This is a genomic window from Pacificoceanicola onchidii (assembly GCF_004804335.1).
In the GTDB taxonomy this organism is placed as follows: Bacteria; Pseudomonadota; Alphaproteobacteria; order Rhodobacterales; family Rhodobacteraceae; genus Pacificoceanicola; species Pacificoceanicola onchidii.
In genome coordinates this window covers 110370-122418 of sequence record NZ_SRXY01000008.1, presented here as the reverse complement: position 1 = coordinate 122418, position 12049 = coordinate 110370, and the positions used below count along the sequence as shown (strand labels likewise).

General features: G+C 58.8%; 10 protein-coding genes. 7 read left to right on the top strand and 3 right to left on the bottom strand.

Annotated features, from left to right (window positions below; translation table 11 throughout):
* Window positions 1-23: 23 nt before the first annotated feature.
* From mutM to gyrB, 7 genes are all read left to right on the top strand, one after another.
* Window positions 24-875, top strand: a complete 852-nt coding sequence (gene mutM / locus E4662_RS19395) for a bifunctional DNA-formamidopyrimidine glycosylase/DNA-(apurinic or apyrimidinic site) lyase (RefSeq protein ID WP_136443282.1) — start codon at window positions 24-26, stop codon at window positions 873-875.
* 65 nt (window positions 876-940) lie between these two features.
* Window positions 941-1717: an enoyl-CoA hydratase gene (locus tag E4662_RS19390; RefSeq protein ID WP_136443281.1), complete on the top strand. Its 777-nt coding sequence runs from the start codon at window positions 941-943 to the stop codon at window positions 1715-1717.
* A gap of 202 nt (window positions 1718-1919) precedes the next feature.
* Window positions 1920-2183 carry a 30S ribosomal protein S20 gene (gene rpsT, locus E4662_RS19385; protein WP_136443280.1) on the top strand — a complete coding sequence of 88 codons (264 nt, stop codon included), beginning with the start codon at window positions 1920-1922 and terminating at the stop codon, window positions 2181-2183.
* Window positions 2184-2668: 485 nt separating this feature from the next.
* Window positions 2669-4027 (top strand): chromosomal replication initiator protein DnaA, encoded by a 1359-nt coding sequence (dnaA, locus tag E4662_RS19380; protein ID WP_136443279.1) that lies wholly within the window; start codon window positions 2669-2671, stop codon window positions 4025-4027.
* Between the two features lie 166 nt (window positions 4028-4193).
* Window positions 4194-5312 carry a DNA polymerase III subunit beta gene (gene dnaN, locus E4662_RS19375; RefSeq protein ID WP_136443278.1) on the top strand — a complete coding sequence of 373 codons (1119 nt, stop codon included), beginning with the start codon at window positions 4194-4196 and terminating at the stop codon, window positions 5310-5312.
* Between the two features lie 78 nt (window positions 5313-5390).
* Window positions 5391-6497 carry a DNA replication/repair protein RecF gene (gene recF / locus E4662_RS19370; protein ID WP_136443277.1) on the top strand — a complete coding sequence of 369 codons (1107 nt, stop codon included), beginning with the start codon at window positions 5391-5393 and terminating at the stop codon, window positions 6495-6497.
* A 73-nt stretch (window positions 6498-6570) separates the two neighbouring features.
* Window positions 6571-8988, top strand: coding sequence for a DNA topoisomerase (ATP-hydrolyzing) subunit B (gene gyrB / locus E4662_RS19365; protein WP_136443276.1), 2418 nt, complete (start codon window positions 6571-6573; stop codon window positions 8986-8988).
* A 34-nt stretch (window positions 8989-9022) separates the two neighbouring features.
* On the opposite strand, the gene E4662_RS19360 is transcribed toward gyrB, so the two are convergent.
* Genes E4662_RS19360 through E4662_RS19350 form a run of 3 tightly spaced genes read right to left on the bottom strand, consistent with a single transcriptional unit; the run spans window position 9023 to window position 12043 of the window.
* Window positions 9023-9769, bottom strand: a complete 747-nt coding sequence (locus tag E4662_RS19360; RefSeq protein ID WP_136443275.1) for an HpcH/HpaI aldolase family protein — start codon at window positions 9767-9769, stop codon at window positions 9023-9025.
* A gap of 11 nt (window positions 9770-9780) precedes the next feature.
* Window positions 9781-11352, bottom strand: a complete 1572-nt coding sequence (locus E4662_RS19355) for an FGGY family pentulose kinase (RefSeq protein WP_136443274.1) — start codon at window positions 11350-11352, stop codon at window positions 9781-9783.
* Window positions 11353-11356: 4 nt separating this feature from the next.
* Window positions 11357-12043: an HAD family hydrolase gene (locus tag E4662_RS19350; protein WP_136443273.1), complete on the bottom strand. Its 687-nt coding sequence runs from the start codon at window positions 12041-12043 to the stop codon at window positions 11357-11359.
* Window positions 12044-12049: the final 6 nt, after the last annotated feature.

The following is a 12049-nucleotide window of genomic DNA, read 5'->3' as shown; positions in this document are numbered from 1 at the left end:
CATCACAAACACCGGAAGCTGATATGCCTGAATTGCCTGAGGTCGAAACGGTTCGCCGTGGGCTTGCGCCCGCAATGGAGGGGCAAAAGATTGTGCGGGCACAGGTCAATAGGCCCGACTTGCGCTGGCCGTTTCCGGATCAGATGGCAGATCGACTGGAAGGCGCGCGGGTTTTGGGGCTTCGGCGGCGCTCGAAGTACATTCTTGCGGATATGGACCGGGGTGAGACCCTGTTGATCCACCTCGGTATGTCCGGGCGGATGCTGGTGTCAGGCGATCCGCTTGGGCAGTTCGTACACGATCACCCTGCGCCGGAGAAACACGACCATGTTGTCCTGGATATGGAGAACGGCGCGCGCGTGACTTTCAACGATCCAAGGCGCTTCGGAGCGATGGATTTGCTGCCGACGCAGACGCAGGACTCGCATCCCCTGCTTGCCAGTATCGGCCCGGAGCCCTTGGGAAATGCGTTCAGCGAATCTTACTTGGATCAGGCGCTGAAGGGGCGGTCCATGCCGATCAAAACGGCCCTGCTTGACCAAAAAATAGTCGCGGGTCTTGGCAACATCTATGTTTGCGAAACGCTTTACCGTGGCGGAATTCACCCAGGACGCCGCGTCAATCGGATCGCCGAACGGCGTATTGCCGCGCTTGTCCCGATCATTCGGGAGGTACTGGACGAGGCGATTGATGCGGGTGGGTCGTCGCTCAAGGATTTCCGGCAAGCTGATGGAGAACTTGGATATTTTCAGCATAGATTCGATGTTTACGGGCGCGAAGGCGAGCCATGCCGAACCGAAGGATGCGGGGGCCAAATCGCCCGAATCGTGCAGTCCGGGCGGTCGTCCTTCTACTGCCCTCTGTGCCAAAGATAGCTTGAACCGTTTGTGAGGAATGGTAAGCGTTAGCGCCTGACGGAAATGGACCGGAGCCGAGCCACATGGCCTATGAGACGATCATCGTCGAAATCGAAGATCACGTTTGCACGATCAAGCTGAATCGCCCTGACGCTTTGAACGCTTTGAATTCCCATCTGCTCGGTGAGTTGGGCGATGCTTTGATGGATGCGGACAAGAACGACAAAGTGCGCTGCATCATCATCACCGGCTCTCAGAAAGCTTTTGCAGCGGGTGCGGACATCAAGGAGATGTCCGAAAAGAGCTATGTCGACATGTTCATGTCCGACTTCTTTGGCCGGGAAGGCGAGACCATTTGCCGAACCCGTAAGCCGATCATCGCCGCAGTCGCGGGTTACGCGCTGGGCGGCGGATGCGAGCTGGCCATGATGTGCGATTTCATTATCGCAGGAGACAACGCCAAGTTCGGCCAACCGGAAATCAACCTTGGTGTGATCCCGGGCCTGGGTGGCACCCAGCGATTGACTCGTTTTGTCGGCAAGTCGAAGGCGATGGAGATGAACCTGACCGGCCGTTTCATGGACGCCGACGAAGCAGAGCGCTCCGGGCTGGTCAGCCGTGTTGTTCCGGCCAAGACGCTGATGGAAGAGGCGAAGGCTTCTGCCGAGAAGATCGCGGAGAAGTCCATGCTGACGACCATCGCGATCAAGGAAGCGGTGAATCGGTCCTATGAGACGACGCTGGCAGAAGGTCTGCTTTATGAGCGCCGTCTGTTTCACTCGCTCTTCTCGACCGAGGATCAGAAGGAAGGCATGGGGGCCTTTACCGAAAAGCGCGCCCCGCAGTTCCGCGATCGTTAAGCATTCCCGGAGGCGTTCAAGCCAGTTTGCCGCAAGGATCGCTTTGGGGTTTCCAACCCGGGCCAAACAGACTATACGCCTCCGCCATACATGCGCGTGATGCCCGCTTGGCAAGAATCGGTCCGATAGAGAGGTTCGGGTCAGTACGGCGTTGCGCTTGCAAACCAGATACACAGACACGACCAACCTAGGACAGATCATCATGGCAAATACGCCCCAGTCTAAGAAGCGCGCCCGTCAGAACGAGAAGCGCTTTGCCGTCAACAAAGCCCGCCGTTCCCGCATCCGCACCTACCTGCGCAATGTTGAAGAAGCCATCGCATCCGGCGACAAAGATGCCGCTACGGCAGCTTTGCGCGCCGCCCAGCCCGAGCTGATGCGCGGTGTGACCAAGGGTGTTTTCCACAAGAACACGGCTTCTCGCAAAATGTCGCGTTTGGCGGCACGCGTGAAGGCTCTGGGCTGAACCAGATTCAAAATATTGTGTGAATTTCGGACGGCGTCACTATATGTGGCGCCGTTTGTCTATTTGGCAACATATTGGAACACCAAGAGATTCTTTTCCCCAAAAGCCGAGTCAAGATACGAAGATCAGTTGCCCGATTGATGGCAGACTTGGTAGTTTCATCCTGCGAGTCACATCGCGGGGGGGACAGGTTGTCAGCATCGAGTCGGCACATTCACGACTTTGACGCTGGCTGCTTCACGCCGCAGCGCAAGCGGTATCAGTATCGGGGAAACACCCCGGCCATGTCCAATGACAAAACATGGGTCACATCGACCTGAAGCTTTAGCTGCCGCCAAGGCTGCCAAATCGTACGTCCACGGCCGATGGGCCGAACTCATGTGATCTTCACATGGGCGGGGATGGTTTTGTCCAAGCGTCTGTGACCGCCGCCGAAGTTGGGATTCGGTGCAGGCAAAGGCAGTGGAAGACATGGACGGGGACATATGACGGACGAACAATGGGGCGTTTTGCGGAGCAACATTTGCAAAACAATCGGCGACAACAATTATAAGACGTGGATTGAACCACTCGAGTATTGTGGCCTCGAAAATGGCGTTGCGCGCTTCTATGCACCGACGAATTTCTTCGGGAATTATGTCGATCAGAATTTCGGGGATTTGTTGATTTCCCAGATATCGTCCTTCAATCCGTCCATTCGCCGGCTCGCCTTTGCGGTGGCCGAGGCTGCCAATACGGTAGAAGCGCCGCAGGTTCAAAAAGCCGCGCCGGAGGCTCAGGCGCCTCAGCCCGCCCAGGAAGACCTGCCCGGCGCTCCGCTTGATGCGCGTTTTACGTTTGACAGTTTTGTCGTCGGAAAACCCAACGAACTGGCTCATGCCGCAGCAAAACGCGTGGCCGAAGGCGGCCCTGTCACGTTCAACCCGCTGTTCCTGTATGGCGGCGTTGGCCTGGGTAAGACGCACCTCATGCACGCCATTGCCCATGAGTTGCGCGCGCGCAATCCGCATCTGACGGTTCTCTACCTGTCTGCTGAGCAATTCATGTATCGCTTTGTTCAGGCACTGCGCGAGCGCCGCATGATGGACTTCAAGGAAATGTTCCGCAGCGTGGATGTGCTGATGGTCGATGACGTGCAGTTCATCGCAGGCAAGGATTCCACGCAGGAAGAGTTTTTCCACACGTTCAACGCGCTGGTGGATCAGAACAAGCAGATCATCATCTCCGCAGACCGCGCGCCGGATGAGATCAAGGATCTCGAAAACCGCATTCGCTCGCGTTTGCAGTCCGGTCTCGTGGTGGATCTGCACCCGACGGATTACGAACTGCGTCTCGGCATTCTGCAAACCAAGGCTGAAATGTACCGCGCGCATTATCCTGGCCTTCAGATCGAGCCAGGTGTTCTGGAGTTTCTCGCACAGCGGATCAGCACCAACGTGCGTGTGCTCGAAGGCGCGCTGACGCGTCTGTTCGCCTTTGCCTCTCTGGTCGGGAAGCCGATCAACATGGATCTTGTCCATGACAGCCTCGCGGATGTGCTGCGGGCGTCGGAGCGCAAGATCTCCATCGACGAAATTCAGCGCAAGGTGGCGGACCATTACAACATCCGCCTGTCGGATATCGTTGGCCCCAAAAGAGTGCGCACGTTTGCGCGGCCGCGTCAGGTGGCGATGTACCTGTGCAAGCAGTTGACCAGCCGTTCCTTGCCGGAGATCGGTCGCCGGTTTGGCGGACGTGACCACACCACTGTGATGCACGGTGTTCGCCGGATTGAAGAGTTGCGTCAGCAGGACGGCCAAATCGAAGAAGACATCGAAATGCTGCGCCGCGCCCTTGAGGCGTGAACGCCTGTTCTGAGTCTGAGAAACAACAAGTTGGGCAGGGGCGGTCACCGGATCGCCCCTTTGCCTTGACGGGGTTCCCATTCCGCGAGACAAAACGTGAAAACGGGCTTGGAAGCCGGGATTGTGCCCGCTAGGGTAAGCGTCCGGCTTTGCAGAGGGTAGGGCGATGAAGATCAGCATTGAGAGGGCGACGCTGCTGCGCGCCGTGGCGCAAGCGCAATCCGTAGTGGAGCGGCGGAACACGATTCCGATCCTGGCGAATGTGCTGATCGAAGCTGAAGGCGATACGGTCACCTTCCGCGCGACGGACCTCGACATCGAAGTGCTGGACAAGGCTCCGGCGCAGGTGGAACGGGCCGGCGGGACAACGGTGTCAGCGGTTACATTGCATGAGATCGTGCGCAAACTGCCCGACGGCGCGCTTGTGTCCCTCACAGAGGAAGCGGGTACAGGGCGGCTCACCGTTGCGGCGGGTCGTTCGAACTTCTCGTTGGCCACTCTGCCGAAAGACGATTTCCCGGTCATGGCCTCGTCCGAATACCAGTCGAACTTTTCCGCAAAGGCGGCTGTCCTGCGCCGCCTGTTCGACAAATCCAAGTTCGCGATTTCGACCGAAGAGACCCGCTACTACCTCAACGGCGTCTACATGCACGTGGCGGACAGCGAAGATGGCCGTTCGCTGCGCTGCGTGGCGACCGATGGACACCGCCTGGCCAGAATTGATGCGCCTTTGCCTGCCGGGGCCGAGGATCTGCCGGGTGTGATTGTGCCGCGCAAGACCGTTGGTGAGTTGCGCAAACTGCTCGACGAGGATGATATGGATATCGCGGTGTCCGTTTCCGAGACCAAGGTGCGCTTTGCCACCCCGGACATCACGTTGACCTCCAAGGTCATCGACGGAACCTTCCCCGACTACACGCGAGTCATCCCGCAAGGGAACACCCGGAAACTGGAAGTGGACGCATCGGAGTTTGCCAAGGCGGTGGACCGCGTGGCGACAGTGTCTTCGGAGCGCTCTCGCGCGGTGAAGCTTCAGCTCGATGAAGACCGTTTGGTGCTTTCGGTGAATGCGCCGGACAGCGGCGCAGCCGAAGAGGAATTGGCCGTTGCTTACGGTGATGAGCAGCTCGAGATCGGTTTCAACGCAAAGTATCTTCTGGAGATTGCAAGCCAGGTGGATCGGGAAAACGCGGTTTTCCTCTTCAACTCTTCCGGCGATCCGACCTTGATGCGTGAAGGCACGGACACGAGCGCGGTCTATGTTGTCATGCCCATGCGGGTCTGAGGCGAAGAAGATTTTTAGACCAAAAATCTTTGCCTCCGGCGGGGATACTTTTCCAGAGAAGAAACAGGGGCGCGCGGTATGCATTTGACGTCGCTCTCCTTGTCGCATTTTCGGTCTCACAAGCGTGTCAGGCTGAATGTTGATCCGCGTCCTGTTGCCATTTTTGGGGCAAACGGAGCCGGTAAGACCAACTTGATCGAGGCGGTGTCCCTGTTCTCTCCCGGGCGGGGCCTGAGGCGGGCGTCGGCGGCGGACATGGCACGGCGACCCGAGGCTTTGGGGTGGAAGATCGCCGGGTCGGTTCAGAGCGCGGATGGGGCCCATGAGATTGCGTTCACGTCCGAAGCGGGAGCGGCGCGACAGGTCAAGATTGACGACAAAGCCGCCTCTCAGGTTGCCTTGGGCAAGCTGTGCCGTGTGGTCTGGCTCATTCCGGCAATGGATCGGCTTTGGATCGAAGGGGCCGAGGGGCGTCGGCGGTTTCTGGATCGGGCGGTTTTGTCCTTTTTTCCCGATCACGCACAGGCGGTGCTCGATTATGAGAAGGCCATGCGCGAGCGTAACCGGTTGCTCAAGGAGCAGGTGCGCGATGCGCATTGGTACACGGCTCTGGAAACCCAGATGGCGCGCGCCGGCGCGTTGATACACGCAAATCGCGTGGCCACGGTTGCCCGACTCTCCGAGGCGCAGAAGGCGACGGAGACACGGTTTCCCGTGGCGTCGCTCGAGTTGACGCAAACCGAAGGAGCGATACCCGAAACCGAAAAAGACCTACGCGAGGCTTTCGCAGAGAGCCGGTTTCGCGATATCGCGGCTGGAAGGACGTTGGTTGGGCCGCATCGGGCAGACCTTTACGGGGTGTTTTCGGCGAAGGGGGTGCCTGCGTCGGATTGTTCAACAGGAGAGCAGAAGGCCCTGCTGATCTCACTGATCCTCGCCAATGCGCGGGCTTTGGCGCAAGATCTTGGAGCACCACCGATCGTCTTGCTGGACGAGGTTGCGGCGCATCTTGATGCGCGGCGGCGCGCCGCGCTCTACGATGAGATTTGCGCCCTCGGCGCGCAGGCCTGGATGACCGGAACCGGTCCGGAACTCTTTGCTGAACTTGGCGATCGTGCGCAGCGCATAGAGGTGTGTGAGGAGGGGCTGGAATCGCTTGTCGTCCAAGGGACGAATACCCACTAAATATTGTGTCTGTTGCGTGACAATCCCCTGCTTTCAGGCTATACATCCGGACCAAATAACGAAGGAAGACGGCATGTCTGACGCTGCTGGCGCCCCCGAAGAATATGGCGCCGATTCCATTAAAGTTCTCAAAGGCTTGGAGGCTGTTCGCAAGCGTCCCGGTATGTATATTGGGGACACCGATGACGGCTCTGGCCTGCACCACATGGTTTACGAAGTGGTCGACAACGGCATTGACGAAGCCCTGGCCAAACACGCGGACTATGTGAACGTGAAAATTCACGCCGATTCCAGCGTTTCCGTGCGCGACAATGGGCGCGGTATTCCTGTTGATCTACACCCCGAAGAAGGGGTGTCCGCCGCCGAGGTCATCATGACCCAACTGCACGCAGGCGGGAAGTTCGACAGCAATTCCTACAAGGTCTCCGGTGGTTTGCACGGTGTGGGTGTGTCTGTTGTGAACGCGTTGTCCGTGTGGTTGGAGCTGCGCATCTGGCGGAACGGCAAGGAACACTTTGCCAAGTTCGAGCATGGTGAGACATCGGAACATCTGCGCGTGGTCGGCGACGCGGAAGGGGAGACGGGCACGGAGGTGCGCTTCCTTGCGTCGACGGACACTTTCAGCAATCTCGAATACAGTTTTGACGTGCTGGAAAAGCGCCTCCGGGAGCTGGCCTTTTTGAACTCCGGCGTGCGGATTATCCTTGAAGATGAGCGCCCGGTGGAACCGCTTCGCACGGAGCTGTTCTATGAGGGTGGCGTCAAGGAGTTTGTCAAATACCTCGACCGCTCCAAGCAGGCCGTCATGGAAGAGCCGGTCTACATGACTGGCGAGCGGGACGATATTGGCGTGGAAATCGCCATGTGGTGGAATGACAGCTATCACGAAAACGTCCTGCCCTTTACCAACAACATCCCGCAGCGCGATGGCGGCACGCACCTTGCGGGCTTCCGGGGTGCGCTGACGCGGACCTTGCAGAAGTATGCGCAGGAGAGCGGCATCGCCAAACGGGAGAAGGTGAACTTCACCGGTGATGACGCCCGTGAAGGGCTGACCGCGGTGCTTTCGGTGAAGGTGCCGGATCCGAAATTCTCCAGCCAAACCAAGGACAAGCTGGTCTCGTCCGAAGTTCGTCCAGCGGTTGAAAGCCTGATGAACGAAAAGCTTCAGGAATGGTTCGAAGAACACCCCAACGAGGCCAAGCAGATCGTTGGCAAGATCGTTGAGGCGGCTCTGGCGCGGGAAGCGGCGCGCAAAGCGCGGGAGTTGACGCGGCGCAAGACGGCGATGGACGTGAGCTTCAATGCGGCCAAGCTGAAGGATTGCTCCGAGAAGGACGCCTCCAAAACGGAACTGTTCCTTGTGGAGGGCGACTCTGCGGGTGGCTCTGCACAGACCGGCCGCGATCGCCGCACTCAGGCGATTTTGCCGCTGCGTGGTAAAATCCTGAACGTGGAACGGGCGCGTTTTGATCGGATGCTGGGCTCGCAGGAGATCGGCAACCTTGTGATGGCGCTTGGCACCGGGATCGGGCGCGACGAGTTCAACATCGAGAAACTGCGCTACCACAAGATCGTCATCATGACGGACGCGGACGTGGACGGAGCGCACATTCGGACGCTGCTTCTGACGTTCTTCTATCGTCAGATGCCGGAGCTTCTGGAAAACGGGCACCTCTATATCGCCCAACCGCCGCTCTACAAAGTCGCACGGGGCAAGTCCGAGGTGTATCTCAAAGACCAGACGGCACTCGATGATTACCTGATCCAACAAGGCATTGAGGGCGCTCAGCTGAAGCTAGGCACCGGCGAGGTGATCGTGGGGCAGGATCTCGTGCGTGTTGTCGAAGAAGCGCGGCAGTTGAAGCGCGTTCTGGACGCCTTCCCAACCCATTACCCGCGCCACATCCTTGAGCAGGCGGCCATTGCCGGGGCGTTTGTGCCCGGCGCGGTGGATGCGGATTTGCAAGGCGTGGCGGACAAGGTCGCGGCGCGGCTTGATCTTGTGGCGCTTGAGTACGAGCGCGGCTGGCAGGGCAGGATCACGCAGGACAAGGGCATTCGTCTGGCGCGCATTCTGCGCGGTGTGGAAGAGGTTCGGACGATGGACGGGCCGATGCTGCGCTCTGGAGAGGCTTTGAAAACCGGCAGCTTCACGCAGGCGCTTCAGTCTGTCTACAACACCTCCGCAACGCTGGAGCGCAAAGACCGCAGGCAAGCCATCAATGGTCCGCTGGAGCTTCTGCAAGCCATTCTGGATGAAGGCGAAAAAGGTCTGACGTTGCAACGCTACAAAGGTCTGGGAGAGATGAACCCGGATCAGCTTTGGGAGACCACGCTGGACCCGGATGCACGCACGCTGCTGAAGGTGACCATCGACGATATGGCAGGGGCCGATGACCTCTTTACCAAGTTGATGGGTGATGTGGTGGAGCCGCGACGCGAGTTCATTCAAGACAATGCATTGAGCGTCGCGAACCTCGACTTCTGAACCAGAACCCCGGCCATCGAGCCGGGGTTTTTCGTTACGTTGTCAAACCTTTGCGCAGCGCTGCGAGGTCAAAGTCGTTGGCGACAAACACGGCGCCGGCTTCAATCGCCTGGTCACGCACATCCGCAGAAAGCGTCAGAATGCCGGGCGGCAATCCCGCAGCGCGGATACGCTTGATGCCATCCAGGACAGCTTGTGTAACCTCCGGGTGGTTCGGCTCTCCGGGATAGCCCATGGAAGCAGCCAGATCGGCAGGACCGATGAAGATGCCGTCGAGCCCCGGGACCGCTGCAATGTCTTCGAGTTGTTCCAGTGCACTGCGGGTTTCCACCTGAACAAGCAGGCAGATCTCATCCCGTGCAGCCTTGTGATAGCCGGGAATGGAGCCAAAACGCGTGGCGCGCGTGAGCCCCGCGACACCGCGAATGCCCTCGGGGGGATATGTGACGGCAGAGACTGCGAGGGCAGCTTCTTCGGCGCTCTGGACATAGGGGACGAGGATGGTTTGTGCACCGATATCCAGCAACTTCTTGATTTCCGCTACGTTCAGGCAGGTTGGCCTGACTATCGGTGACACAGGATAAGGGGCGACAGCCTGCAGCAGAGGGACAAGGCTCACCGGATCCATGGGGGAGTGTTCCGTGTCGAACATCATCCAGTCAAACCCAAGCCCGGCCATCATCTCCGCAGCCATTTGATCGCGCATGGAGCACCAGAGCCCACGCTGAACCTGAAACTGTTTGATTGCCGCCTTGAACTTGTTCTTGGGAAGAGAAGCCATAAATTGTCCTGTCAGGGTCGCTCGGTCAGAGCAGCAATTTCATCCCGATGCGCCTGCATTGTCAAAAAGACTTTGTAATCTCTGCCGTGTGCGTCCTGTGCGACGGGAGAGGGCACAAACACCGTTGGTTTTTTGGCAAGGCGGCGGGCGATGCGCGTCAGATCGCAATCTTCTTCAAGGCTCGCAAACGCGGCTGTCGCGGCCCCCAGCAGAACCGTGTCTTCTTCGATTGGACGCAGGACGCGTTGTCCTGTTGCATCTGCGAAAAGCTGGGTCAGCAGATCGCTTTGGGCAAAGCCGCCCACCATCGCGAGGTCTGCCTTGCTGCTCTCGCCATCAATGTGTTCGAGGATTTGACGCACACCAAGGGCAAGTGATACCGCAGCGCGCCAATACAGCGCGCAAAGTCCGTCGAAACTGCGATCCAGCGTCAGTCCACTGATGACTCCCTTTGCCATAGGATCTGACAATGGGGCGCGGTTGCCGTTGAAGTCCGGCAGGATATGGATCTCTTTGCCGAACGAAGGTCCGTGTTGGTCGAGAAGACCCTGTAACCGCGCGAGAACCGCGCTGTGTGAAGGTTTCGCGACTTCCGGCAGGGTCGGCCAGGATTCCAGAAGGTAATCAAGAAGCGCGCCTGCAGCGGATTGCCCACCTTCGCTGACCCAATACCCGGGCAACACGGCGCCGTGGTACGGCCCCCAGATACCAGAGCGGTAAAGCGGTGCATCACCGAGCGACATGATGCAATTGGAGGTTCCGGTGATCAGCGTTTTCTTGGCCACTTTGGGATGATCGTCGAAGAGACCCTGCGTTCCCAGCGCTCCTGCAAAAGCATCGATCATACCCGCCGCGACGACTGTTTGAACAGATAAGCCCAGATGATTAGCAGCGTGTTTCGTCAGATGCCCGGCAGGGTCGCCGACAGAGATTGGCATGTCAGGCAAGTCGGCCCGAGCCAGCAAATCTTCCAGGCCAATCTCTTCAAGAAACGCCGATTGCCATCCGCCCGACTTCGGCAGAAACGGCCATTTTGCGGCGCAGGTGCAGACCGAGCGCGCATTTTTTCCAGTGGCTTTCAGCACCAGAAAATCTGCCAGATCACCGGCCCATCCGAGCGCAGTCCAAATTTCCGGTCTGTGACGCTTGAGCCAGAGAAGCTTGGGGGTTTCCATCTCCGGCGACATGGATTGCCCGAGATGCCTGATCAACTCCGCGTCAACGGACGAGCATTCATCGGCTTCGGAAACCGCGCGATGATCGTACCACGCGATGGTGTCTCGCCCATCAGGGCCGAGTTCAATCGGGTTATGGCTTTTGTCCAGAAGCACGAGTGAGCAGGTCGCATCGAAGCCAATCGCCCGGATTTGCTCCGGCGCAACACCTGCGTTCGCCACGGCTGCGCGCACAGCCTTTCCGACCGCGTTCCAAATGTCGCGACTGGCGTACTCCGCCTGCACGCCTTGCTCTTCGTGCACCTCAAAGCCGCACACTTCGCGGGAGAGCATGGTGCCATCAGCGGCAAAGACCCCGGCGCGCGCGCTCCGGGTGCCGACATCCACGGCGCAGACATGGCTTGTCATGAGGTCACCGCGTGTTGCTCAGCATTTCGATCGTTCCGGGAAGATCGTTCATATGGCCGATGATGGCATCGGGCTGCAATTTTGCAAGCTTGTCCTTCAAGTTAGCGGGACCGGCGTGCGATCCTCCGACAAATCCGATCACGCGCATCCCGGCGGCTTTCGCCGCAGCAACGCCCGCAGGGCTGTCTTCGACAACAATGCAATGCTCCGGTGCAATGCCGCGCTGTTTGGCAGCGTAGAGGAACAGATCCGGGGCCGGTTTGCCGTTTTCGACCATTGTGGCGCTGTAGATATGGGTGCCGAGCACAGTGTCCAACCCGGTCAGAGATAGCGAAAGCTGTATCCTGTCCGGCTGCGAGGAGGAGGCAACACAGGCGGGCCATGGCAGCCTCTGAATGGCGTCAGCGACACCGGGAATAGCTGTCAGGCTTTCCTGGAACCGCGCGTAGAGCGCGGTGCGCATGTCCTCGACTTGCGTATCACTCCATTCCAGCCGGTAGGTTTGGCGGAGCCAGTCTGCGTTGGATGACGATGATTTTCCCAGCAGATGATCGTAGCCTTCGGCTTCGGTCATCGGGCAGTCCAGCTGAGCGAGGTGTTCAAGCGTGACGGCAAGCGAGATGGGTTCGCTGTCAACCAGCACTCCGTCGCAATCGAAGATCACGAGCCCGGTCTGGATCGCGCCATCCATCAACGC

Excerpts from the sequence above, each read along its gene's own strand:
- rpsT (WP_136443280.1), top strand. The coding sequence starts at position 1,920 with ATGGCAAATACGCCCCAGTCTAAGAAGCGCGCCCGTCAGAACGAGAAG.
- gyrB (WP_136443276.1), top strand. The coding sequence starts at position 6,571 with ATGTCTGACGCTGCTGGCGCCCCCGAAGAATATGGCGCCGATTCCATT.
- dnaN (WP_136443278.1), top strand. The coding sequence starts at position 4,194 with ATGAAGATCAGCATTGAGAGGGCGACGCTGCTGCGCGCCGTGGCGCAA.
- E4662_RS19390 (WP_136443281.1), top strand. The coding sequence starts at position 941 with ATGGCCTATGAGACGATCATCGTCGAAATCGAAGATCACGTTTGCACG.
- E4662_RS19355 (WP_136443274.1), bottom strand. The coding sequence starts at position 11,352 with ATGACAAGCCATGTCTGCGCCGTGGATGTCGGCACCCGGAGCGCGCGC.
- E4662_RS19350 (WP_136443273.1), bottom strand. The coding sequence starts at position 12,043 with ATGGATGGCGCGATCCAGACCGGGCTCGTGATCTTCGATTGCGACGGA.
- mutM (WP_136443282.1), top strand. The coding sequence starts at position 24 with ATGCCTGAATTGCCTGAGGTCGAAACGGTTCGCCGTGGGCTTGCGCCC.
- dnaA (WP_136443279.1), top strand. The coding sequence starts at position 2,669 with ATGACGGACGAACAATGGGGCGTTTTGCGGAGCAACATTTGCAAAACA.
- E4662_RS19360 (WP_136443275.1), bottom strand. The coding sequence starts at position 9,769 with ATGGCTTCTCTTCCCAAGAACAAGTTCAAGGCGGCAATCAAACAGTTT.
- recF (WP_136443277.1), top strand. The coding sequence starts at position 5,391 with ATGCATTTGACGTCGCTCTCCTTGTCGCATTTTCGGTCTCACAAGCGT.